The following is a 24,782-nucleotide window of genomic DNA, read 5'->3' on the forward strand; positions in this document are numbered from 1 at the left end:
TATATTAAATTGATTGTTCCTCCAGTTTTTCTCACAGTTCTTATTTGAGCCGCTTCCTTCAGGGGCTTAAAGGAGGACATAAACAGTTATCTCTCTTCCGTACATGGTCTTTAAGTCTTCACAGAAGAAAACCAACTACTTACCAAACTTCATTTCTTTCCACATCAAGATTATACACTTTATCTAGGTTCAACATTTTCAGTCTCACCGATGATTTTCACAAACGGCGAGCCGTACATACGTGAACAGACGCGTGCGGAACGGCCAACAATCAAAAAAGTTCGGGGGACAGGCCCCTGAACAAAATGTCAGGGGCCTGTCCCCCGACAATTTTATATTAAAAAAGGAGTGATTTTTTTGCCTACGAAACGTAGCATGCGCTTGTGGGTTGTCTGGACGATGATCTTCGCGCTTATGGTGCCTTTGTTGCTTCCACAACATGCGGGAGCTCAGGCAAGTGATGTATCAACGTCTTACCTTAATGACACGGATAAATCCGCTGCGGTTGAGGTTAGCAGTGATATCATGAACGAATTTGAAAAAGAAGAGTATGTTTCTTTCTTAATTAAAATGAAAGACCAAGTAGATACAGAGAAAGTAGCGGCTGACGTAGCTAGCAATAATATCCAGGTGGCTAACACGTCTGATGTAACGCTTGCTCAACGTACAGCGATAGTTTCTGAACTTCGCTCAACGTCAATGGAGTCTCAAGTAGAACTAAAGGACTTCCTCGCTAAAGAAGAAGATTCCGGTAATGTAAAAAGCATCCGTTCTTTTTACATTGTCAATGGTCTTGAAGTAGTCGCAACAAAAGAAGTTCTTGAGTCTTTGAAAGGATTTTCAGAGATTGCGGAAATCACGCCTAACGAAGAGACATTCCTCCTCGACTCTGGAGGACCTGACCTACAAGCTGAAAATGCTCCAACTGACACACCAAAGACAGCTGATGCAGACACTGAGTGGAACATCGAGCAAATCGGTGCTCCTGATGTTTGGGACATGGGCGTTGATGGCCAGGGAATCGTCGTAGGTAACATCGACACTGGTGTACAATGGGATCACCCATCATTCCAGCACACGTACCGAGGATACGATGCGGCAACAGATTCTGTTGATCACACGTTCAGCTTCTTTGATGCAACGTCAAACGGTAACGAAGAAGCGTATGACGACCATGGTCATGGTACCCACGTTAACGGTACTATCGTCGGTGGTGAGGAAGATGGTTCAAACAAAGTTGGTGTAGCTCCAGGTGCCCAGTGGATAGCAGCCAAAGCGCTCTCAGCTACTGGTGGTGGAACTCAAGGGGACCTTCTTGCAGCTGGTGAGTGGATGCTCGCTCCAACAGATGCAGATGGAAACCCACACCCTGAGCAGGCGCCTGATGTAGTGAACAACTCTTGGGGAGGTGCAGGTGGACTTAACGAATGGTACCGACCAATGGTTCAAAACTGGCGTGCTGCTGGTATCTTACCGGTTTTTGCAGCAGGAAACACAGCTGGTCCAGGAACAGTAGGTGTCCCGGCGAACTACCCTGAATCTTACGCTGTAGGGGCAACTGATTCCAACGAGAATCTTGCTAGTTTCTCTTCACAAGGTCCATCTCCATACGATGAAATGAAACCAGAAGTAAGTGCACCTGGCGTAAACGTACGCTCTGCAGTTCCAGGCTCTGGATATGAAGGCGGGTGGAACGGAACTTCCATGGCAGCACCTCACGTCGCAGGGCTTACAGCACTTCTTCTTCAGGTGAATTCTGACCTTTCACTAGAAGACCTTGCAGAAATTATGGAAAGCACAGCTACACCACGTACGAATGACCAATACCCGGAATCTCCAAATAATGGATTCGGCCATGGGATCATTAACGCTTATGATGCAGTAATGAGCGTCATGGACGGTATCGGTTACATCTCCGGAAACGTACTTCAGGATGGTGAAGACACTGAGCCTCCAACGTACGAGCATTCAGCTCCGGAAGAAACTTATGAAGGTCTAAACCTCCCACTTGAAATTCACGTTCAAGACAACGTGAGTATCACAGATGTTACTCTTTCTTTTGAAGAAGACGGCGAATGGCACGAGCTTGAAGCTGATCGTACAAGTGGTGACTACCGCGACGCTATTTATGAAGTATCCATCCCGGGTAGCGACATCGACGCGCCGGCCGTTGAATACTTCTTTACAATCGACGACTTCGGTGGAAACACAGTTGAAACCGACGTTTACGAAGTAGCTGTTAATGAAGCCATCTCTACAGGTTATCACCAGGACTTCGAAAGCACACCAATCGGATGGATGAGCTTTGGTGAAGAAGACAGTTGGGCATGGGGCGAGCCGACATCAGGTCCAAACGGCGCCTACACTGGCGACAATGTGTATGCTACGAACCTAGCTGGCGACTACGCGAACCACATGAACGCCACACTCATCATGCCACCTGTACAAGTTCCTGACGAAGGTGATTTCTACCTTGAATACAAAGAATGGTTCAACTTTGAAACAAACTACGACTATGGTTACCTTGTCGTTTCCACAGACGGCATGGACACGTGGGAAACACTCCACACCGTTAACGGTGAATCTGGAGACTGGGTTGATGCATCCATCGACCTTAGCGAATACGCTGGTGAGCGCATCGTTGTCGGCTTCAACGCCTACTCCGATTTCATCATTGTCCGCCCGGGCTGGTACATCGACCATGTCTCATTAACTGACGAAGCAACCGGCACTGACGATATCGGTGGATCGATTGGCATCGTTGACTCCAACATTGGCTTTAATCAGATGATGGCTCCGATGAATAATATAGGTGCAATCAATGCTCCTGGATTGTTAAAAAAGAAAACAGACCCGTCCAAACACGTTACGCCTCCTGGAAAAGATGCTGACTTTACGCCACCAGGTCATAAAGACGGTCATCCTGGAAAAGGCAAAGGTCGCGACGGTAAATCTGACGATGAAGATCCTGAAGTATCAAGTGGTCTTCCACTATCTGCAACCGTATCGGTTCTTGAATCTGGACGTTCCGCGCAAACGAGTCCATCTGACGGAAGCTTTAACATAATGCACCCATCAGGAGACTTCACCGTTCGCGCCGAAGCATACGGTTTCTATGCTACTGAGGAAAGTGTTTCATTAGAAGAAGACGAAACTGCAGAAGTAAGCTTTATCCTTGACGAATTAGATCAAGGTACTGTGTCTGGTACTGTGTCAAACGATGCAACAGACGAACCCGTTGAAGGAGCAACATTATTGTTAAAAGAAGATCCACGTGTCGCTCCAGCTTCCACTGACGCAGACGGGGCGTTCTCCATTGATGCATACGAAGGAACATACACTCTACAAGCGTTCGCACCTGGCTACTACAGTGCAGAAGCTGAAGTAACGATTGTTGGAGATGAGGTTTATACTGAAGACATTAGCCTTACACCTTTCGTAGGATACCCTGGAGAAATTGCCTATGACGACGGTACAGCTGAAAATGCCCGCGCATTTTTTGACGCTGGTAACGGTTGGGCTGTAAGAATGTCTCTTGATGACGGTCAAGATAGTGCGATGATTACAGGTGGTTTGTTCCGATTCTGGGATACTGAATGGCCAGTACCAGGCGGAACAGAATTCCAAGTAGCCGTCTATGATGCAAACGGTCCAGACGGTGCTCCTGGAGACCAAATCGCAGGTCCATTTGATGCTGAAGCATTACGCGACGGATCTTGGACACATGTAGATTTGGAATCTGAAGGCATCATTGTTGAAGACGACTTCTACATGATGTACATTCAAACTCATCCAAACCCTGACACACCAGGTCTTGCTACCGATGAAGACGGCCCCTATTCAGACCGTAACTGGCAGTATGTTGGCGGATCGTTCACGAAATCTCCTGAATCAGAAGGGAACTACATGATTCGTGCACAAGTAAACTATGAAGTTTCCGTACCAGCCATAGATTCTCCAGAAGATGGAGCGTTTACGAACGAAGACGCAGTAGCCGTTGACGGACAAGCGTCACCAAACGTAAATGTTCATATCTCCAATAACGGAGAAGAAGTTGCTGAAACAACAGCTGATGATTCTGGTAATTTCACTGTTGACGTATCACTAGAAGATGGAGAAAACGTCCTCACTGCTGCCGCTAGCACGGATGCAGGACGTACAGGAGAATCAGAAACTGTTACAATAATTCTTGACCAAGAAGCACCTGAGTTAGTCATTGAAAGTCCTGCTGACGGTGACCTCATCAACCGTGAAGCAATCACAGTTACAGGTACCGCATCAGACGATAACTTGGCAAGCGTACAAATTAACGGTCAAGATGCAAGCGTCGATGAAGAAGGAAACTTCTCACACCGCATGCTCGTTGATGAAGGTGAAAATGAAATCAATGTCACCGCCCTTGACCAAGCAGGTAACACTAGCGAAGAAACCATTACGATTCACGCAAACTTTGGGGATTACGAGCTTACGAATGTGACACCAGAAGAAGACCTTGATCTCAACGCTGGTGAATCAGTACTCATAAGCTTCGAAGCTGAAGAAGGCTTAGACGCAACCTTCGTGGTCCGTATGCCGCTCACAAACCTACCATCGGCGCAACAGGATAACGCTACTGAACTCCCGATGCAAGAAACATCACCTGGTTACTATGTAGGCTACTACACAGCAACCTCTAACGTTGAAGCAGATGGTGCAGAAGTTGAAGTCATCGCTCGTGACGACTACGGTAACGAAGTCCGCGCACTAGCAGACGGTAAATTATTCATTAACGTAGAATAAGTAGCTATCTAACAATATTCCCCCTCTCATAAAGAAGAACCAGCCGGGCCCCTCGCCCGGCTGGTTTTATTGAGATTAGAACTATTTATTAATGGAGCTACCTTCTTCAGTGCTAAGACGCCCGAACAACTGCTCAGTTAGTTTCTTCTATTTAAATAGGGACCATTTAGAAACGATCAATACGTGTTTAAATTTGAGCACACACTTAAAAAATGAGTAAAGCATAAGAACAAGCTGAAACAACTATTCGTATCTGTGCTCCGGAGCCTTTTTCAACAAGCCAGTGATGGGATGTTGTCCACTTCCACAAACGCCTTTCCCCACACAAGCGACATATGCTCTATACCAACCAATCTCACACTTTAAAACCGTTCCTACTACTTAAGCCGGCTCACTCTCGGAAGGAACGCAGCACCAATGACACCAGCTTCCGTCCCCAAATCTGCCTTTCTCAAATTCAAATGCCTCTTCATACTTGGATAAAGCATCGTTCTTACCTTCTCCGTTAACAGCGGCAACACCATTTCCTGCTGCATTACCCCGCCACCAAACACAAAGACAGATGGGTTAAAACTGTTTGCTAGATTTGCTACACCAATCGCTAAAAAACCAACAGCTTCATCAATGATTTTTTTCGCAGCTTCCTCACCTTTCATAGCCCGGTCAAATACCTCTTTCGCATCACCTGTTGCTCCGAGTATTTCCTCACCCATACGACCAATCGCTGTACCAGAAGCTAGGCCTTCAAGTGAACCGGCATTCAAATTACCTTGAGCACGACCTCCTGGTTGCACGACCATATTCCCGATCTCACCAGCATTTCCTTGGGCACCTACATACAAATTCCCACCTAAAATAATACCCGCACCTACACCTGTACTCACCGTTATGTATACTAAACTTTCCTCTGCTTTTCCAGCCCCTACTTTCGCTTCAGCTAAAGCAGCCGCATTTGCATCATTATCTAATGTCACCCGCAGTCCCGTTCTTGCCTCTAACAACGCTTTTAATTTCACATTCTCCCAGCCAACCAAATTCGGTGGGTCCAAAATAACGCCATCAAAAGGGTTCAAAGGCCCCGGAGAACCTAGTCCGATCTCCGAAACCTCTTCCTCTCCTATCACACGCTCCACCATCCCCGCAACCTTCTCTAAAAAAGCTTCCACGCCCTTTTCCGATTCCGTCGCAGTCTTCTCCTGTGTAAGAATTGCACCAGCCTCATCCACTAAAGCCACTCTCACACTCGTACCACCTAAATCAATCCCAATCGTTTTCATCCGCTCGAAATCAACTCTATCCAACTGACCCTTCATCCTTCCATCTCCTCTCGCAAACTCACTACCTTCTATTATACAATTTCACACAAAGTCGTGCGGGGACTGTCCCCCGAACAAATCTAAACCTTTATACAAATTTTCATTATTTTCTAAAATCTATTATACTCATATGTATAGGAGGTGACTGTTGTGACATTTGGTATATTCTTTAGCCTTATTCTTGTTCCTGTAGCTATTCTTGCCCTTGGGCTTGTATGTTATCGGATTACGGGAAAGCAAGACTAGCAAACAAGACACAAACTTTTACTAGGAGGGCATCTTTATGGACATTACTGCACATCCATTAACTGTTACTGTACTCGTACTTTATTTATTACTATTAGTCGTCATAGGCGTCATGAGCTCGCGGAAAAGCTCCCGCGGATTAACAGACTTTTTCCTCGCAGGACGTCAACTAAACAAATGGACCGTTGCTCTTTCGGCCGTCAGCTCGGGACGTAGTGCCTGGCTTGTGTTAGGCGTTACCGGAACCGCATACTTAACAGGCCTAAATGCTGTATGGGCAGTAGCAGGCTACATAACCGTAGAAGTATTTATGTTTTTCTTTGTAGCACGACGCTTTCGAACCTTTAGTGAAAAAACAGGAAGCATTACCGTTCCTGACATTCTCGAAAGTCGTCTCGGAGACAAAACAAAAATCATTCGACTTGTCAGTTCCTTGATCATTCTCTTTTTCATGGTCGCTTATGTAGGAAGCCAACTTGTTGCAGGCGGGACTGCTTTTTCCGGAAGCTTAGGCATCTCTACTTCACAAGGCATGTGGCTAACAGCTGCTATCATTTTTCTTTACACCATCCTAGGCGGCTTTCACGCTGTAAGTAAGACAGACGTCCTGCAAATCGGCTTTATGTTTTTCTCTCTCATTATTTTACCGATTGTCGCCATCATTCAACTCGGCGGTTTTGGTCCCGTCCTTGATTCTATGCAAGCAGAAGGCGGCGGCTTTACGAGCCCATTTGCGTTTGCGTTTGGTGCCATCATTGGTTTACTCGGAATCGGATTTGGGAGCCCCGGAAACCCGCATATCATCATTCGCTATATGAGTTTAAAAAATGTCAAAGAAATGCGCCAAGCTGCACTCATCGCTACGTTTTGGAATGTCATTATGGGTTGGGGAGCAATCATGGTTGGCCTCATTGGTCGCGTTTACTTCCCGTCTGTAGATATGCTACCAAACGAAAACAACGAGCAAATCTTCACTTCTCTAGGAGCCGAAGTTCTAAATCCTTTTTTTGCCGGCATCCTCCTCGTTGCGGTTTTAGCAGCCATTATGAGTAGCGCCGACAGCCAGCTTCTCGTAGGCGCAAGTGCTGTCGTTCGTGACATCTATGACAAAATGTTTGCAAAAGGAAAAGAAATTTCCCAACGTAAGCTCATTATGTACAGCCGACTCGTCATCGTCGTATTAATGGCACTTGCCATTTGGCTAGCATCTTCAGCGACGGATTTCGTATTCTGGATGGTACTCTTCGCTTTCGGAGGCCTCGGCGCTTGTTTCGGCCCCGCCCTGATTCTCACTTTTTACTGGAAAGGACTCACAAGAGCCGGCGTCTTAACTGGTATGATAAGCGGTCTCCTCACTGTCATCATGGTAGCCGAACAACCGCAATGGACGTACGCAATCATCGACGTCCACGCTTTTTTAGAAAACTACTTCTTCGGCATCACATACGAAGCCGTCCCAGGATTTCTCGTCGCCACCTTCTTTACAATAGTTGTCAGCCTCTTCACCAAAAAACCAGCCAACGCCGACACCATGGTCGACGACATGAAGCGCGTAGGATAAAATACGAACCTGCTAAACGCAGAACAGCACTCGTTTTCCCAACGAGTGCTGTTTTATGTTCAATAAATTGTACGGGGACTGTCCCCCGAACTTTAGCTGTCCTCTTACTTAAGAGGATTCCCACTCCGATCTCTTCTTCTCAACAACCTTCCTCCATGCCTCATAGCGCGCTGTTAACACCTCGTGCAAAAACCGCATCCGCTCTCCAGTGTCCCCCACTGCATCCGCGGCAACACCGGCACCAGCAGAACCAAACCCAAACCGCTCCTCAACCTCCACAGCCTGAGTCACAGCACTATGAAGCTCACCGAGCACCGACAAAGCCGTATCATCACTACCGAATATCGACACCAACGTCATGTTCTCCGGATGATACGGTAACATTCCCTTCATGACATCACGCAGCAGCCGGTCACCAATATCCACATCGCCTTTAATATAACACTCGCTCACATAGCTCAGCACATCATCCACTTCTACCAGCAAATCAACATAAGTAATCAAAAATCGCTCTTGCGCGTTCGTCAGTTTTTCCGTCATACCAAAAAACACCCTTTATAGAGGTTGTTCAAAAAAGTCCGCTAAAAATAGCTATCTTACCTCTTCGTTGCAAGTTTAGTGAGTAAAACTTTCTGTCTCTCCCTCTGATCGTTAAGCTACGCAACGAATCCGTCGAGACAACTCGTAGCGATTTCACGATGTAACCGCTCGGCGCTCCTCACGTATTAATACCATCGCTTCGGTGCTCGAAAACTTCGCCGCCCCGACCTACTCGGCTCTTTTTATGCTCCTATTTGAATACGGTTATAAACCTAAAATCTAATTCTTTTTATCAATAAACGCACCATCGATCGGCCCGTAACTATACGGATTCTCATACCGACGACCCGTTTCTTTTTTCTTTCTCAAATCACCTATATCTAGCTTAATATGATTGAGCTCCGCTTGCAAGCGATCCTCAATCAACAGATTCATATCGACCGCCTGTTTCATCAACGCACGCTCATCAGCCGAAAACTCACCCTTCACACCTTCCAAAATAACCGCCCGCTCCTCAAGCATCGCCGTCAACCGCTCAATATAAGCCTCCCGTTCCTCTGCCTGAGGAGGTACCTTTGCGTGGTCATAAAGTGTTTTCGTGATGTGATATAATTCTCCCACGCTACTCATTATCCTCGCACTCCCCCACCATGACGACGCTTTCGATCAATCTTGATCACTTCTTTCCACGTATCACGAAACTCAACAACAAACCGCTCCGCTTCCTTCAACGCCTTCACATCATTTTTCGTATTCGCATCCACCAAGCGAGACAAAATAAAATCATACATCTGCAGCATATTCTGCGCCACATCCGTCTCCACCTTTAACGTCACCATCAGCTCACGAATAATATTCTGCGCCTTAATCAAATTCTCGTTCTTCGCTTCCACATTCCCCTCATCAATCGCCTTCTCACCGCGCTTGATAAACTTAATGCACCCTTCATATAACATCAACGTCAATTCACCAGGCGTTTTCGTCTGCACATTCTTCTGCTGATAATTTGCATAAGGATTCCTCATCGCCATTTCATCATTCACCCTTTCCCATTCTACTAACCAACCAACCTACATGCCCATACCGCCACCGCCGCCAAGCATCGAGAACATTTGCTCAGCCTGAGCATTCGCCTCAGCCATCGCCCGCTCCAACGCCGAAAACTCATTCCAATAACGCTGTTCCGTCTGTTGCAACCTACGCTCAAAATTCGAAATCCGATCATCCATACCCATCATCTCGCGTCCGAGCGAATACGACTGTTGTGTCCGCCCTTCACGCCCCGCGCGTTCAGTCACACGATCAATCGTCGTATCCAACGTCCCACGCAACTTACGCAACACACCCTCATCCGCAGGAGAATCACCATTCCCCATAAAAAACTGATACAACTCCTCAGGATCACTCTCAATTGCCGCCCGCAATCGATCCTCACCATTCAAACGCTGCCCATCCGGCATCGTCCGACTATTCGTATCCAAAATAATCTTCCCGCCATCCATATAATCCGGCGAACTCACAAGCCCAATCTCCGACAAATCATTAAACACACTCGTCGCCTCATCGCCCAATCCACTAAACATCGACATCCGCATCTGACTCAGCGCCGAACTCAACGCAGGATCACGCCGCAACAAACCACTCTGCGCCTTCTCCTCCCACATCTCAACCTCACGCTCCGTCATCGCACGCCGCTCCTCATCACTCAACGGATGATAATCACGAAACCGCTCCTCACGCAAAGTCCCATTAATCGTATCCACAAGCTCATTATACTCCTCCACAAACTCCAGAATCTGATCCATAATCGCATCCGTATCCGTCTGCGCCGTAATCGAAATCCTCTCATCCCCAGACGTCGTCCCATTTAGCTCATAGTTAATCCCATTAATCGTAAAACTATTCGAAGCCCGTTCCGTCGTATGACCATTCAGGGTAAAACGCGAATTTTCCCCTTCGCTTCCAGCACCAACGTCCAGCTGACCGGACTCTTCACCAAAAGAAAAACCCAGCGCCTCCATCAGCTTTTGCGCATTCGAATCCGTCGAAGGCACATAGTCTTCCTCGTCAGCTGATGCCAGACGCATCGCAGATCCGCTCCCACTTTCAGTCATCGTCATAATTACTTGAGCATTCGCTCCCTCTGCCGCGTTCTCATCCAAAAACGCATTTACCCCAAGACCAGACCGGTTCATTTTTGTGAGCACATCGCCCACTTTATCGTCTTCGTCAATTTCCAGACTCACCGTCTCAAACTCACCACCCGGACGCTTCACTTCAAACGCAAGCTCCGCTTTTCCAGACTCATTAAAGTCGAGGTCAATCCCCCAGTCTTTCACTGACTCTTCAAGAACATTTTCAGCAATCGCATTTTCTTCCCCATCAGCCGAAATCCACGATGTCGCCGTTGCTAACCGCTCGACCTGAAGCTGCACACTCGTATTTGGCGCATTTCCAACTGCTGTCGCCGTTGCCACACCCTCATTCGAGCTCGCCACACTTTTTTGCAAAAATGTACTCTGCATTCCAAGACCCGTCGCACGAAACGAATCACGAAACTGTGTCATTTGTAAATTCACGTCACGATACGCATCCTGCTTCCACTCTAGAATTTGCCGGTCCTGGTGCATTTTATCAACAGGAATTCGCTCCGCTTTCATTAAATCCTCTACCATTTGGTGCGTGTCCATCCCCGTAGCTAGTCCACCCATACGAAACATCTCACTCATACCTAGCACTCCTCTATATCAACTCATACCGAATTTATTGTCTAATTATAATATCGGTTCCGTCTCTTTAACTGTTTAGCGTCATTCCCCCTTGAATAAGAAAAACCGCGTAGTTTCCTTTTCTCACAAAAAAAGAACCCGAAAACTCGAGTCCTTTTAAAGCTGCTTATATTTTTTCGTCAATAATAATCCCCGCAAATTCAAGCATTGAAGAAATCATATCCAAAAACTCCTCAGGCGGAATCTCCTTCACAACCTCTTTCGTATCACGATCAACTACCTTCACAAACATCCGATCTAAAGCTTCATGCTTCTCAAACTGCACACTCGTCATCTGAAGCTCCGAAAGCTTATTAAGGGAATCCAACTTCTCCGTCAAACCCTTTTCTGACCACGCTTTTTTCTCAGTGTCGGCACGATCAGACTCTGTTGTCCATCCCTGACTATTTTTCTCATGAGTACGACTATCGTCACGAACCTTCGAAAAAAGATCATTCACCGAAATCGTCCCCGCTGGCTTCACATCCATGTGAACCCCTCCCTATATGAAGTTATTTTCATATTATATATCGGGATTTCAGGGAAAAATTTTACTATTTTGTGAGAAAAGGTGTGCGTAGTATACAAACGAACGGATTGTCCTAGTTGAAATAATTTCCTAAAGTCAATGTATAAAAAAGAGCTACCTCAAAACAAAGGTAGCTCAAGCTAGTGAAGGAACGTGCTAAGCTCTTTTTCTAATTCAAAGGTCTCTTCTTTCCACTTCACCATTTCTAATTAAAGCTCCTGAAGTGCTATCCCAGGATTGCGCAAATTGGATTTATTAAAGAACCATTGCGGCAATGATACCGAAGATCATGATCGGGATATTGTAATGTAAAAATGTTGGCACACATGTGTCCCAAATATGATGATGCCCTCCATCTGCGTTCAACCCTGCTGTTGGGCCAAGTGTACTGTCTGATGCCGGTGAACCAGCATCCCCAAGTGCAGCTGCTGAACCGATCAATGCTGCGGTTGCAAGTGGTGAGAACCCCACTGCGGCACATAGTGGAACATAAAGTGCTGCAATAATTGGAATCGTACCGAAAGATGAACCAATTCCCATCGTAATAACTAAACCAACCATAATTAATACGAGTGCTATAACCAGTCTATTGTCACCAAGCACCCCTGATGTTGCAGAAACGAGTGAATCAACTGCTCCTGTCTCTTTGAGAATTGTTGCATAACCAGAAGCGGTTAGCATTACAAAGGCGATCATTCCCATCATCTTGATACCGTCATTCACAATTTGGTCTCCTTTTTTGAATGGGACAACTCGTAGAGCAAACAATAGAATAATACCCGTCAATGCACCAAGAACGAGAGAATCAAACATTAATTGAACGGTAAGTGCAGCTACAATTGCAATAATTGTAAACATATGTTCTTTTGAAAATTTCACATCCTCCACCGTTGCGGCTGTTTCATCCACTGCACTTCCACCGACTCCAACTTTCTCATTTGGCTCACGATCTTTACGATAAGTAATAAATACGGCAATTAATAAACCTACAATCATTCCAACGCCTGGGAATAACATTGCCATCGGTACTTGACCAATCGCCATTTCCATTCCATTTGCTGTCATTTCATCTGCAATGATTCCGTGAAAGATTAAACCAAACCCTGCTGGCAACATAATGTACGGGGCTTTTAATCCAAAGGTTAATGACATGGCTACTCCACGACGATCTATTTTCATTTTGTCAAAAAGATGTAAGAGTGGCGGAATAAGAATTGGAATAAAAGCAATATGAACAGGAACTACGTTTTGTGATAAACAAGCAACCCCTGCGATAGTTAATAACATCATTGAACGTTTTCCCTTTAAAACATTGACCAAACGTTTGACCAAAAAGCCAGTAACTCCTGAATAACCGATCATAACAGCAAATCCACCAAGTAAAATATAACTTAATGCGGTGTTAGCTTGTCCTCCCATACCAGAAACTAATAGATCAATAGTTTCAGTAATGGACAATGATGCGGTTAAACCTGCTGTAATTGCAGCAATCAAGATCGCTAGGAACACGTTAACTCTGAACAAACTTAAAATAACCATCACTAAGACGGAGATGACTACTGGATTTAACATAAAGTCCCCCTCAGATTTTTTTGTCTCTTCCTCTCTATGAATCCCAGATGTCTTAATAGCAGAAAGGATTAATTTCTCATCAGCTTTAATCATTCGACAAGTTCCAAGAGGTCCCAGGCACCTCCGGCAAGGAAGTTTAGAATACAGGTGTGACGATGCGGCTGGACATATCTCGGAAGTCGAGTGTTGGATCAAGTTCGACGATAGAGGTGCTTTGATAATATCGTATTATCCGTTTCTCTTTGCCCAATTACAAGACTCCTCGTAAGACGGAGCATCTTTTACACGTTAATTTCATAATTTGGGCACGAATAATGACCTTGTAACTGCTTAATCCCCCCCTTTAACGCTCAATTTATTTTCTCTTATTTCACTATTTTCAAAGACGACCCAATTGTCATTCTTTAACCATACAGCTGCTTTTTCAATATCTTTTGAAAAGACACGATCCTTTTCAATGTATGGGATGTACTCCCGTCCTTTTTCAAGTGTTATTTGCGTTAAGCTCGCCATTTTTTCTTTTCCCCGTATTTCAACGGCCTGCATTGCACAAATCGCTTCAATGGCAAGCACCTTACGTACGTTTTGAATAATTTGGTGAGCATGGCGTGAACCAATGGTACCCATACTGACATGATCCTCTTGGTTAGCTGAAGATGGAATTGAATCGACACTTGCTGGGTGTGCCAACGTTTTATTTTCAGATACTAGGGATGCGGCAACATATTGCATGATCATTGCACCAGATTGAACACCTGGTTCTGGGCTTAAGAACGGCGGTAAATCATTCAATTGTGGATTGACTAAACGTTCGGTCCGGCGTTCTGAAATGTTCGCAAGCTCTGCCATTGCAATTCCTAAATAGTCCATAGCTAAAGCAATTGGTTGCCCGTGGAAGTTTCCACCTGATATGATTTTTTCCCCATCATCAAAAATTAATGGATTATCTGTTGCTGCGTTCATTTCGATTTCAAGCATTTCTTTAACGTAGTTTAAGGTGTGCCATGATGCTCCATGCACTTGTGGAATGCATCGTAGGGAATAGGCATCTTGTACACGAAGTTCCCCTTGCCTTGTTGTCAGTTGGCTTCCCTTAAGGTACGTACGAATACGACGCGCTACGTTGACTTGCTCTTTGTATCCACGTGCTAATTGAATGTCTTCATCAAACGCATCAGTAATTCCGCGCAAACCTTCAATTGTGAGTGATGCAATCACTTCTGTTTGGTATGCGATTTTTTCTGCTTCAAGGTAAGAAATCACTCCCATGGCTGTCATAGCTTGAGTTCCATTGATGAGGGCAAGCCCTTCTTTAGCTGTTAATGTAATAGGCTCAATCCCTTCTTCTTTAAGGGCAATATGGGCAGCCATCCTCTCACCTTTGTAAAATACTTCACCCTCTCCTAATAAAACAAGGGCTAAATGTGATAGTGGAGCTAGGTCGCCACTTGCTCCTAACGAACCTTGTTCAGGAACAACAGGATGTATTTTTGTATTGACTAGATCAAGTAAGCGATCGATCACCACCGGGCGAACCCCTGAAAATCCTTTTAGCAACGCATTCGCACGCAAAACTAACATCGCACGACTAACCACTTCTGGGAACGGGTCACCAACACCACACGCATGAGAATTTATCAAATTATGTTGTAATTCCTCGACATCGTTTTGATCAATAAAAATATCACTAAATTTTCCAAATCCTGTCGTAATCCCGTAAATGACTTCTTTCCGATCAACAATACCTTCAACAGCTTTACGGCTTCGTTTTACCTTTTCCATACTTTCATCAGAAGCCTTCACGTAAACCTCTTCATAAATAATCCGATACATATCATACATACAAAGGGAATTTCCATCTAAAATCTTCATGCTAGTCACCTTCCTATCCATATTTTTTGACATAAAAAGGGACTATATCAAGGAATCATAAAGATCCCTTTGATATAGCCCCCTAATGTCTAATTGCTCTGGGCAAAATCAAACGTGGTTGATACCTAATCCAATTGTCTCGTGCTCTTGACCTTTAATAGGTGCACCAATCGTTCCATATAACGATACCGCTAGCCATTCACCTTCTGCACTATCCTTATAAGGCCTACCCCGTACAATTGAAAAACGCAACCCAACCGTTCGCTGAAATGAACCTAATTGGACTTGCCCTCTTGTCACCCCATGCAATGCTTCAATAATCGCATGATACAACGAGTGCGTTTCACGGTAGACACCTTCTTGAACAATTCCGTTTTTCTTTGCAGCAGTTTCGATCGCAGCTACGATCTTATTCGACTCCATCGACCCCACCCTACCTATACATGAATGATAGTTTGATTGCTGGATCTGCTCTTCAATCATAGAGGTCTCTTCACTCACTACTAACAGAATCGCTAGCTGTCCAAGGTTATAACTTTTATGACTTGACATAAAAAAATCTCCATATCTATTAACTAAGAACTATTTTAATACTAAGCGCTTTCAAAATAAAAGTCAATAATATTATAATTTTTCGACTTATTGGTTAATTGTATCGTTTTTTGTTTCATGTCTTATAACCTTGTGTACAAAAGTAAGTTAATTTCAGTAATAACTAATGGTGGAACGTGCCGAGTTCTTGTTCTAATGCAAAGATTTCTTCCTTCAACTTCCCTATTTCTAGTTGAAGTTCCTGACGTTCTAAATCCGATACTTCAGGAACAGCACAATACTCCGCAATCGCTTTCATTTCATGGAGTTTTTGCTCGATTTGCCCATAAATGTCATCTTGTTTCATTACCCACTCTAATTGATCGGTGAGGAATTGTTTTTCTTCGCTCATAAAATTTAGAGCTCCTTTTAAAAAAATACGCTTCAAAACTAGCACCGACCGTACACTATGGCCGATGCTTTTAATCGTTTACAATTTCACATCAATACTTCCGCCTTTATGCGGTTGAGCTACTTGCTGAATAGCCTTTTCATCTCCCATCATTTTATTGATGAAACCTGCATTTCCTTCAGCCGTATCCATTGCTTTTTTCATAACCGAAACACTTGCCTGCTGTTTAACCTGCCCCTGACTCATCGCCATTGACATTGCTGCGATATCGATATACGTACACCCCCTTCTTTAAAATAATTTCGATGGTACGTCTTTAATTAACACTTTCATAATTCATTTGTTTAAACAAGCACACAACAAAAAGTGCATCTTTTTGCAGCTCCGTTGGCCTGCATCTGTTCGCTTTCCGCGGACGAACCGCCAAGCCTCCTCGGGAAATGCGCCCTGCGGGGTCTTAACTGGCCCTTTTTTCCGCAGGGGTCTCACAGATTACGGCTAACTGCGCAGAAGATTTTTTTTAATTACGGGACCTTATAAATACTTCAATTCAACTGGGCTACGGTCTCCAGACTTGCCTTTTCACGATTTAATCGTTCATTTTGCTAATGACATGTTTTGTCATAATTCAATAATGTCTTTTATAAATAACATCGGTTGATAATGGTAAATACTTAACCCTTTAGCTATTATTTAGGGAAGTAAGAAAATAAGAGCTAGCACTTCGACACAGTTCCCTTTTACTCTTCTTAATGGTTTATACGTTTGAAATGCTTTTTCAATACATGGGCTAAATAAGATGAAGAATGGCGTTTTAATCCATTTGACGTTCTATCGGCATAACTATAACTTGGGTGGTAAGTTAGCTAGTTAGCTTGCCCGCTCTACTTCCGTACCGACCTTGGAGATTTTATTGTTTTTTAAGATATAACCACTTCGCCTTACTAGCATTCTGCTCTTTATTAGTTATCGCCTTAATCAACCCTATTTCTTCGATTTCTTTTAATAGTTTGTTTACAGTGTTTATATCAAGTTTCCCTGCAAATACCCTTTCGGCTAATTCTTCCGTTGTCGATGCAACATTCGTTTTATTTTCTCGAATATATAATAGAAGTTTGACACGTTTTTTCTGCCGCATCTCTTCCTTATATTTACCTGTAATTATTTTTTTCAACGGATCACTTACAATAACCCCAAGAATAATACCAAATATCACTAAAAATAAATCATATAAAACGACTTCCATAAACATTCACCTTCCTCATATACCTACAGTTTGAACCTTATTAATTCTACCATAAACATACAATCCTACTCGGATATTGACCCAAAACAAAAAAGAGCAGCCACCTAGGCCGCTCCTCATCGTTTTGATTACTTATTCAAATTAATTCTTCCACCGGGGGACAGCTATGCTGCTTGCTTCACCTTTTGTACCTTCGATGAGTCGATCAGCTTGTCCTTGTTGACCCGCAAAGTTTAACTATTTACCACTAATCTTTCAGCTAAGAAATCAACCAAATGCATCGCTCTAACGCTACCTTCCAATCCTTCTCGTTTAATCCCCATTTTCATTTGCAGTAAACAACCAGGATTTGTTGTAACGATCGTGTTAGCTTTTGTTGGTCTCATGTGACTCATTTTAACATCGAGTATATCCATCGCTTCATCATAATTAACAATATTATAAATCCCCGCTGAACCACAACATTTTTGTTCATCTTTCATTTCCCTAAAGATGACACCAGGAATTGTTTCAATTAAAGCTTTCGGCTCCCGAGTTACTTTCTGAACATGAGTAAGATGACAAGATGGCTGATAAGTAACCAGCTCTTCTTTCTCTTCTAGTAACGGTAAGCCTCCCAAATGCCATAAAACAGTACTAATATCTTTTGATTTTTGCACAAAAGTGTGTGTTTTAGCTTTCCATTCAGGTTCTTCTGATAACAAGTGGTCATATTCCGATAACTGAGCTCCACATCCTCCTGCATTATTTACTACATATTCAATATTGTATTTTTCAAAAGCTTCAATATTAAGTTTAGCTAATTCTTTAGCTTGGTTTACTTCACCAGAATGGGCGTGTAAAGCGCCACAACATGTCTGTTCTTCTGGAATATAAACATTTGCACCAGCGTAATTTAACAATTTAATCATATTTTGGTTAGTCGTAAAAAACGAACTGTCCATGATGCATCCGGTGAACATAGCAACTGTAAACTTTGCTTTTCCGATAGCAGGATAATAGTTTTTTCTTGACTTACGTTCTTTTGGTGAGACCGAAGATGGTAGCACTTGCTCAAACTTACCCAAATGCAAAGGCGCAAGATTAGTGAGTTTGGTTTTTCTCGCTAATTTTTGAAGTCCTGTCTTTTCATACCCCCACATAATATGGCCAACCATATCCATTGAACTAGATGAGGGGAATAGCTTACTAAAGACAATTTTTTCAGTCGTCTTTTTAGCAACAGATTTTTTTTCTGTATCATTTAAAACCTTTTTAGCACCTTCTAAAATTCTTCCGTATTGGGTATTCGTTGGACAGGCAGTGACACAAGCTTGGCACCCAAGACATTTTTCTATAGGGTCGCGTAATTCTTCAATGTCCATTTTATCCTCTGCTGCCATTTTGACCAAGTTAATCCGTCCTCTTGGACTATGCGTTTCTTTTCCCATTGTTTCATAAGTAGGACATGCCGGAAGACAATAGCCACATTGGACACAATCAAATGTATATTCATAGCCTATTTTTTGTTGGAGGTCTTTTAGAGACTGTTCATTCATTCTGTTAACACCAACTTTGACTGCCCCTTCTCAGGAAAAATCTTTTCAGGGTTCATGATATTATTAGGATCCCATACTTCTTTTATCCGTTTCATCATGTCAAGGCCAATGTGTCCAAGTTCTTTTTCCATAAAAGGAGCTTTCATTGTTCCAATCCCATGCTCTCCAGACAGCGTTCCACCTAAATCAATCGCGGCTTCAAAAATCTCTGACACTGCCATTTCTACTCTTTTAATTTCATCCTTGTCTCGCTTATCCGTCAGAATATTAGGGTGTAAGTTACCATCCCCAGCGTGGCCAAAAACCACAAGTTCAATGTTATATTTCTCCCTGATCTCATTTAGACGCTCAAACATTTCAGGAATTTTGCTCCTCGGTACTGTTGCATCTTCTGAGATTTTAGTTGGCTTAATTTTAGCAATGGCAGGAGAAACAAGCTTCCTTGCTTCCCAAAGCTTGTTTTGCTCCCCTTCTTCAACGGCTGATTGAACATCCCGTGCCCCGATTTCTCTACACATTTGATCAATTTGCCGGATTTCCTCTTCAATTGCTTTTGGATGACCATCCAATTCGATTAATAAAATCGCAGCAGCATCAGTTGGGTAGCCAGCAGGGTTATAATTCTCTACTGCGTTTATACAATATTTGTCAATGATTTCCATAGCCGACGGCATAATTCCCGATGAAAGAATTCCTGAGATTGCCCGACCTGAATCACCCAGATCATCAAATACAGCTAATAGAGAAACCCGACTTTTAGGTTTCGGAATCAGTTTTAGCGTTATTTCAGTTACCACCCCGAGCGTCCCTTCTGAGCCGACTATTAATGATGTAAGATTATACCCGGTTACATTTTTGATAGTACGGCCTCCAGTATTGATAATCTCTCCTTCTGGCGTAACGACTTCGAGACCGAGGACATAATTACCAGTTACTCCGTATTTTAAGCCTCTAGGACCACCGGAATTTTCAGCAATATTCCCACCTATAGTCGACACATGGGCACTACTAGGATCAGGAGGATAAAAATAACCTTCCTTATCTACAGCTTCTTTTATTTTTGAGGTGATGATCCCTGGTGAAACCACTGCCGTTAAATTCTCTGAATCTATGATTAACTTTGAAGTCATTCGGCAAGTATCTAGAACAATACCTCCCTTTACAGGGAGAGGCCCGCCACTTAAACAAGTTCCCTGTCCTCGAGGATAGACAGGGATACTATGTTTATTCGCTAGTTTCAATACTTCAGCAACCTCTTCACGGCTTATCGGTTGGACAACCCTTTCAGGTTTAAATTGACCAAATGACCCGTCAAAACCATAGCTTAGTAAGTCAGCTGATTTAGTTAATATACGTTTATTGTCTTTGATGACTTTATCTAGTTTCTTATGCCATTTTTTTTTCAACCTGTCCACCAGCTTTCTAAGGTGATTAGCCTATATTCAATGATACGAATTTTTCTTCCAAATACTCATCGATTCCGTGATGGCCACCTTCTCTTCCGATTCCGCTTTCTTTTAACCCTCCAAAAGGTGCTTGGGCAGTTGTTGGAATTGGATCATTAATACCTACGATGCCGTACTCTAATTCTTCCATCATAAAGTAAGCTTGGTTAAGATCTTTTGTATAGCAATAGGCAGCTAAACCATATTCAGAATGATTTGCTCTTTCTACTACTTCCTCTTTAGTAGTGAAGGTGTATATTGGAGCGACTGGACCAAATGTTTCTTCCGTAGATATGACCATTTCATCGGTTGCTCCCTGCAATACAGTGGGTTCATAAAACCACCCATTTTGATTGTCTACACTTGCTTTTTTACCACCACATAATACTTTAGCACCTTTCTCTTTAGCGTCGGAAATATGTTCGTCCACTTTCTCATACGCACCTTCATCAATGAGTGGTCCGATTGCAACGCCATCTTCAAGGCCGTTTCCTATCTTTAATTGAGATACCATTCCTGAAAGTTTTTTGCCGAATTCTTCAGCAATGTTTTCATGTACATAAATTCGATTGGTACAAATACATGTCTGCCCGGCATTTCTAAATTTGCTAGCAACTGCACCTTTAACGGCTTTATCAATGTCAGCATCTTCAAATACGATAAATGGTGCATGACCGCCAAGTTCCATCGATACTTTTTTAACGGTATCGGCAGAATCACGCATTAATTTTTTTCCAACCTCCGTAGATCCCGTAAAGGTAATCTTTTTCACAGCCGGATTTCTTGTCATTTCACCAACCACTTTCGAAGCAGAACCACTAACCAGATTGGCTACCCCTTTAGGGAGTCCAACTTCATGAAAAGCTTCGAATACTTTTATTGCTGAAAGTGGGGTTGCTGATGCAGGCTTAATGACGACTGGACAACCTGCTGCAAGAGCAGGTGCAACTTTTCTCGTAATCATTGCAACTGGAAAATTCCAAGGTGTTACGGCAGCGGTAACTCCAACTGGTTCTTTAAGTACCATTAACCGTTTATCTTTATGAGAAGCTGGAATCGTTTCGCCATATACCCTTTTCGCTTCCTCTGCGTACCAATCTATATAGTCTATCGCTAGATTAATTTCACCCTTTGCTTCATTAACAGGTTTACCCATTTCTTTTGTTACAGTCTCTGCAAGACTATCGATATGCTCACGTAAATAAGCTGCAGCATCTTTTAAATAAGATGCACGTTCTTTTGCCGGCTTTTGTTTCCAAGGTTTAAATGCACGTTCAGCAGATTCAATTGCCAACTTCGAATCTTCTCCATTAGCTCGTGCTACTTTACTAATGACCTCTTTTGTAGCTGGATTAATAACTTCTAACTCCTCGCCGGAAACAGCCTGAACCCATTGTCCATCTATATATAACATCGAATCACTCCTTAATTAATTTTTAACCCTTCTTTTACCACTGATAAAGCGAGATCTATTTCTTCTTTTGTTACAGTAGTTGGTGGAATAAATCGAATCACATTTTTTTCGGTACCACACCCTAAGAGAATGACACCTTGCTCTTGAGCATAAGTTCGAAGTTTCCCTAATCTTTCTGAATCAGGGCTTCCGTCTTCTTTGATTAGCTCCATTGCAAGCATCAATCCGAGGCCTCTGACATCCCCAATTCCACTATGCTCTTCTTTTATCTCTAGTAATCTCTCTTTAAAATATCTGCCCATCGTTCCAGCATTTTTTAACCCTTCCGTTTCGAGGATTTCAATGGATGCTAGGGAGGCAGCACATGAAATTGGATTTCCACCATATGTTCCTCCATGAGTCCCAGCTGGCCACTTTTCCATAATTTCTTTAGGCGCGATGAGTGCACTCAGAGGAAAGCCAGAGGCAATTCCTTTTGCCAGCGTTAGGATATCAGGTTTAACATCAAAATGCTCGTAAGCAAACATTTTACCCGTTCTTCCAAATCCAGTTTGAATTTCGTCAAAAGTTAACAGGATGCCATGTTGATCACATATGTCGCGAAGTTTTACTAAAAATTCCTTAGGTGGAACAATGTATCCACCTTCACCCTGAATAGGTTCTAATATGATCGTTGCTACACTATCAGGTGCGATTTGGAATTTGAACAATTCTTCGAGCTGTTGTAAACAGCGGTTTACTTCCTCTTCTTCTAGTAAACCAGAATGATAAGCATATGGGTAATCTGCATAATAAACACTCGGCATTAACCCCTCATAGTCTTTCCTGTAAGCCGCACTCGAGGCAGTAATTGAGGTTGTTGCCAGCGTTCGTCCGTGAAATCCACGTTTGAAAGAGATAACAGCAGGTCTTTTTGTGACTTTTTTGGCAAGTTTTATTGCCCCTTCATTCACTTCTGCTCCACTGTTACTGAAATAAACCATGTGGTCTCCACCATTTAATTCATTCAACTTCTCGGCAAGTTCTATATATGAAGGATAATAAACCACATTATGACCACCATGAATCATATCATCCATTTGACTTTTAGCTGCTTCGATAACTTTTGGATGATTATGACCTACATTCATTACAGCTACACCGCTTGCAAAATCAAGATATTTTTTACCATCTTCTCCGAATAGATAGCTTCCTTCTGCTTTCACTACACCTAATTGAGTCGCACGCTGAGCGATTGGTGGGGTGACTTTTTGTGCTCTTTCGTAAAGGGATGCTTGTGTTTTTAGCATGGGTGGTACCTCCTTATTGATTTAGGATCTTTTCAGTTAAATTACGGATAATGTAGGGAAGAGTCTGAAACGAATATGGCTTATACACTCTCTCTGTCCGTTTATGTGCATCTTGACCATAAACACCTATATTAATTGAAGGAATGTTGAGCTTTCGAATATCATGAACAGGAACTGGATATATTTTTTCAAACTCCGGAAAATTTTCTATCAAACTATCTATTTCGGTGTTTGTATCATGTAAAGAGAGGTAGCTACTATCGGAAAGATAGGGGAAGAATTTCTTTACTTTGAATACTTCACTTGATTCTTCCTCAAAATTTTCTAGAACATCATGAATTAAATTTAATGTTTCTTTTTCACCTTCTACCTCATCCCTCAAATAATTGTGTGGGCAATAAGGAGGTGCGAAAAAGATTACGACTCTTGGGCTTTTGTCTGGGTCTTCTTTCTGCAACTCTTCTAAGATTTTAAAACATAATTCCCGTTTTTCTACACCAACATTGTTTTTGACGACCTTTTTACTAATGGCTTTAACATCAATGCCCTTACTTACCAAACCGCTTGTGTACTCGTTGTAGGAAAGGACGTCAATTTTCCAATTTAAGTTTGGTGAGGTGGGAGCTTCTGTCACTTCACAAAATGTTTGGTACTGACTCTTCATATGGTTTTCCATTTCTAGACACGCTTGCTTTGCTTTTGTAAGAAGTTTTTCCATAACTTCATTAGGACTATCTTTATAAACAAAGTAATTAAAATACATATAACTGCTTAATGCAGTTTGAACATTATAAAAGTCTTTATTATCACGTTGATACAAACAAGCGGGTGGCAACACTAATTCACCTTGGATATTCTCAGCAAGCTCCATATTATTATTGATTTTGCGATTAATTTCTGCTGAAATAAGTGTTGGATCTACGCTGGTCAGCGTTTCTCCTACATGTGCCTCTCTTCCATAAATATAAAAACAAGGAAGTAATTTCCCGACAGCGCCAGTATAAATATATTTGTTTGTATCGCCTTCGTATAAACCTGTTATAAAATCGTTATTAATCCCTAACATAAACTCATATTTTTTTTCATCTTTTAGTATTAATAATTCCTCTACAGAGTCAATGACACCTGTATGTTCGTTTTCTTCCACAGGATTAAACATGACTAGAATATTTCCTTTAAGTTGATCAGCTTGTTCACTAAAATGCATAAGATTTGCTAAGTGAACCGCAATTCCACTTTTCATATCTACAGATCCTCTACCGAACATCCACTCATTACTAAGGGCTGCCTGTTTCAGTTCCTGATTATTGTCCTGCTTAGCAAAATGAGCCTTTAAAACGTCTGGCTGGAATGCCTCATCCTTATTTCCATCAAAATCACCTACTCCCACGGTATCCATGTGAGAATGAAAGAGGACTACCTTTTTGCTCTTTACATCCCCTTTTAAAAAAGCAAAAATATTTTTTCTCCCCAAGTGGTCATCTTTCAATGGCTGTTCCCAGATGAGCTCAGGGTATTGGGAAAAATAGGGGATATTCTTCATAAATGAAGATAGGAAGTCTGCAATGATAACCTCTCCATATGTTCCATTTATACTTTTAATCCCAACGAGGGCTTTAGTTATTTCTTCAATCTTTTCAGGTGTTGGCAGCTCTTTGACTTTCAAGTAAAGTTCTTTTGGACTGATCTGTTTTTCTCTCTGTACAGACTGCATCTTTCAGAAC

General features: G+C 42.8%; 19 protein-coding genes. 2 read left to right on the forward strand and 17 right to left on the reverse strand.

Going from position 1 to position 24,782, the window contains the following annotated elements; genetic code table 11:
• Positions 1–348: 348 nt before the first annotated feature.
• On the forward strand, positions 349–4,779 hold the full coding sequence (locus tag CDZ94_RS11075; protein WP_425352535.1) for a S8 family serine peptidase: 4,431 nt from the start codon (positions 349–351) through the stop codon (positions 4,777–4,779).
• A gap of 377 nt (positions 4,780–5,156) precedes the next feature.
• Here CDZ94_RS11075 and CDZ94_RS11080 read toward each other — a convergent pair whose 3' ends face one another.
• Positions 5,157–6,092, reverse strand: a complete 936-nt coding sequence (locus CDZ94_RS11080; RefSeq protein ID WP_232735694.1) for an ROK family protein — start codon at positions 6,090–6,092, stop codon at positions 5,157–5,159.
• 286 nt (positions 6,093–6,378) lie between these two features.
• On the opposite strand from CDZ94_RS11080, the gene CDZ94_RS11085 reads away from it, so the two are divergent.
• Positions 6,379–7,902 (forward strand): sodium/proline symporter, encoded by a 1,524-nt coding sequence (locus CDZ94_RS11085; protein WP_096437017.1) that lies wholly within the window; start codon positions 6,379–6,381, stop codon positions 7,900–7,902.
• 108 nt (positions 7,903–8,010) lie between these two features.
• Here the strand turns inward: CDZ94_RS11085 and CDZ94_RS11090 are convergent, their stop codons facing one another.
• The 16 genes from CDZ94_RS11090 to CDZ94_RS11165 all read right to left on the reverse strand — a co-directional run bounded on the left by CDZ94_RS11090 (position 8,011) and on the right by CDZ94_RS11165 (position 24,772).
• Positions 8,011–8,442, reverse strand: coding sequence for a DUF8042 domain-containing protein (locus CDZ94_RS11090; protein WP_096437019.1), 432 nt, complete (start codon positions 8,440–8,442; stop codon positions 8,011–8,013).
• 279 nt (positions 8,443–8,721) lie between these two features.
• Positions 8,722–9,072: a flagellar protein FliT gene (fliT, locus tag CDZ94_RS11095; RefSeq protein ID WP_096437021.1), complete on the reverse strand. Its 351-nt coding sequence runs from the start codon at positions 9,070–9,072 to the stop codon at positions 8,722–8,724.
• Positions 9,072–9,473, reverse strand: a complete 402-nt coding sequence (gene fliS / locus CDZ94_RS11100; protein WP_096437023.1) for a flagellar export chaperone FliS — start codon at positions 9,471–9,473, stop codon at positions 9,072–9,074. The genes fliT and fliS overlap by 1 nt, the downstream gene beginning before the upstream one ends.
• Before the next feature lie 39 nt (positions 9,474–9,512).
• Entirely contained in the window at positions 9,513–11,171 is a 1,659-nt protein-coding gene (locus CDZ94_RS11105; RefSeq protein ID WP_096437025.1) for a flagellar hook-associated protein 2, read from the reverse strand.
• A 166-nt stretch (positions 11,172–11,337) separates the two neighbouring features.
• Positions 11,338–11,700, reverse strand: coding sequence for a flagellar protein FlaG (locus CDZ94_RS11110; protein WP_096437027.1), 363 nt, complete (start codon positions 11,698–11,700; stop codon positions 11,338–11,340).
• Between the two features lie 294 nt (positions 11,701–11,994).
• Positions 11,995–13,311 carry a Na+/H+ antiporter family protein gene (locus CDZ94_RS11115; protein ID WP_096440770.1) on the reverse strand — a complete coding sequence of 439 codons (1,317 nt, stop codon included), beginning with the start codon at positions 13,309–13,311 and terminating at the stop codon, positions 11,995–11,997.
• Between the two features lie 330 nt (positions 13,312–13,641).
• Complete coding sequence (gene hutH / locus CDZ94_RS11120) at positions 13,642–15,183, reverse strand: histidine ammonia-lyase (RefSeq protein WP_096437029.1); 1,542 nt, start codon at positions 15,181–15,183, stop codon at positions 13,642–13,644.
• 108 nt (positions 15,184–15,291) lie between these two features.
• Positions 15,292–15,735, reverse strand: coding sequence for a histidine utilization transcription antiterminator HutP (hutP, locus tag CDZ94_RS11125; RefSeq protein WP_096437031.1), 444 nt, complete (start codon positions 15,733–15,735; stop codon positions 15,292–15,294).
• Between the two features lie 163 nt (positions 15,736–15,898).
• On the reverse strand, positions 15,899–16,126 hold the full coding sequence (locus tag CDZ94_RS11130; RefSeq protein ID WP_096437033.1) for a hypothetical protein: 228 nt from the start codon (positions 16,124–16,126) through the stop codon (positions 15,899–15,901).
• 78 nt (positions 16,127–16,204) lie between these two features.
• Complete coding sequence (locus CDZ94_RS11135) at positions 16,205–16,384, reverse strand: YjfB family protein (RefSeq protein WP_425352536.1); 180 nt, start codon at positions 16,382–16,384, stop codon at positions 16,205–16,207.
• Positions 16,385–17,036: 652 nt separating this feature from the next.
• Positions 17,037–17,378: a hypothetical protein gene (locus CDZ94_RS11140; RefSeq protein ID WP_232735693.1), complete on the reverse strand. Its 342-nt coding sequence runs from the start codon at positions 17,376–17,378 to the stop codon at positions 17,037–17,039.
• 227 nt (positions 17,379–17,605) lie between these two features.
• Positions 17,606–18,910 (reverse strand): (Fe-S)-binding protein, encoded by a 1,305-nt coding sequence (locus CDZ94_RS11145; RefSeq protein ID WP_096437037.1) that lies wholly within the window; start codon positions 18,908–18,910, stop codon positions 17,606–17,608.
• Entirely contained in the window at positions 18,907–20,316 is a 1,410-nt protein-coding gene (locus tag CDZ94_RS11150) for an FAD-binding oxidoreductase (RefSeq protein WP_096437039.1), read from the reverse strand. The genes CDZ94_RS11145 and CDZ94_RS11150 overlap by 4 nt, the downstream gene beginning before the upstream one ends.
• Positions 20,317–20,341: 25 nt before the next feature.
• Positions 20,342–21,769, reverse strand: a complete 1,428-nt coding sequence (locus CDZ94_RS11155) for an NAD-dependent succinate-semialdehyde dehydrogenase (protein ID WP_096437041.1) — start codon at positions 21,767–21,769, stop codon at positions 20,342–20,344.
• A gap of 11 nt (positions 21,770–21,780) precedes the next feature.
• Complete coding sequence (locus tag CDZ94_RS11160; protein WP_096437043.1) at positions 21,781–23,058, reverse strand: aspartate aminotransferase family protein; 1,278 nt, start codon at positions 23,056–23,058, stop codon at positions 21,781–21,783.
• A gap of 13 nt (positions 23,059–23,071) precedes the next feature.
• Complete coding sequence (locus tag CDZ94_RS11165; RefSeq protein WP_096437045.1) at positions 23,072–24,772, reverse strand: M20/M25/M40 family metallo-hydrolase; 1,701 nt, start codon at positions 24,770–24,772, stop codon at positions 23,072–23,074.
• Positions 24,773–24,782: the final 10 nt, after the last annotated feature.

This window comes from Alteribacter populi, from assembly GCF_002352765.1.
Taxonomy (GTDB): Bacteria; Bacillota; Bacilli; order Bacillales; family Salisediminibacteriaceae; genus Alteribacter; species Alteribacter populi.

What these genes read in the sequence shown, in the direction of transcription:
- CDZ94_RS11080 (WP_232735694.1), bottom strand. Translation starts at nt 6,092, where the DNA reads ATGAAGGGTCAGTTGGATAGAGTTGATTTCGAGCGGATGAAAACGATT.
- CDZ94_RS11085 (WP_096437017.1), top strand. Translation starts at nt 6,379, where the DNA reads ATGGACATTACTGCACATCCATTAACTGTTACTGTACTCGTACTTTAT.
- CDZ94_RS11090 (WP_096437019.1), bottom strand. Translation starts at nt 8,442, where the DNA reads ATGACGGAAAAACTGACGAACGCGCAAGAGCGATTTTTGATTACTTAT.
- fliT (WP_096437021.1), bottom strand. Translation starts at nt 9,072, where the DNA reads ATGAGTAGCGTGGGAGAATTATATCACATCACGAAAACACTTTATGAC.
- fliS (WP_096437023.1), bottom strand. Translation starts at nt 9,473, where the DNA reads ATGGCGATGAGGAATCCTTATGCAAATTATCAGCAGAAGAATGTGCAG.
- CDZ94_RS11105 (WP_096437025.1), bottom strand. Translation starts at nt 11,171, where the DNA reads ATGAGTGAGATGTTTCGTATGGGTGGACTAGCTACGGGGATGGACACG.
- CDZ94_RS11110 (WP_096437027.1), bottom strand. Translation starts at nt 11,700, where the DNA reads ATGGATGTGAAGCCAGCGGGGACGATTTCGGTGAATGATCTTTTTTCG.
- CDZ94_RS11115 (WP_096440770.1), bottom strand. Translation starts at nt 13,311, where the DNA reads ATGTTAAATCCAGTAGTCATCTCCGTCTTAGTGATGGTTATTTTAAGT.
- hutH (WP_096437029.1), bottom strand. Translation starts at nt 15,183, where the DNA reads ATGAAGATTTTAGATGGAAATTCCCTTTGTATGTATGATATGTATCGG.
- hutP (WP_096437031.1), bottom strand. Translation starts at nt 15,735, where the DNA reads ATGTCAAGTCATAAAAGTTATAACCTTGGACAGCTAGCGATTCTGTTA.
- CDZ94_RS11130 (WP_096437033.1), bottom strand. Translation starts at nt 16,126, where the DNA reads ATGAGCGAAGAAAAACAATTCCTCACCGATCAATTAGAGTGGGTAATG.
- CDZ94_RS11135 (WP_425352536.1), bottom strand. Translation starts at nt 16,384, where the DNA reads ATGTCAATGGCGATGAGTCAGGGGCAGGTTAAACAGCAGGCAAGTGTT.
- CDZ94_RS11140 (WP_232735693.1), bottom strand. Translation starts at nt 17,378, where the DNA reads ATGTTTATGGAAGTCGTTTTATATGATTTATTTTTAGTGATATTTGGT.
- CDZ94_RS11145 (WP_096437037.1), bottom strand. Translation starts at nt 18,910, where the DNA reads ATGAATGAACAGTCTCTAAAAGACCTCCAACAAAAAATAGGCTATGAA.
- CDZ94_RS11155 (WP_096437041.1), bottom strand. Translation starts at nt 21,769, where the DNA reads ATGTTATATATAGATGGACAATGGGTTCAGGCTGTTTCCGGCGAGGAG.
- CDZ94_RS11160 (WP_096437043.1), bottom strand. Translation starts at nt 23,058, where the DNA reads ATGCTAAAAACACAAGCATCCCTTTACGAAAGAGCACAAAAAGTCACC.
- CDZ94_RS11165 (WP_096437045.1), bottom strand. Translation starts at nt 24,772, where the DNA reads ATGCAGTCTGTACAGAGAGAAAAACAGATCAGTCCAAAAGAACTTTAC.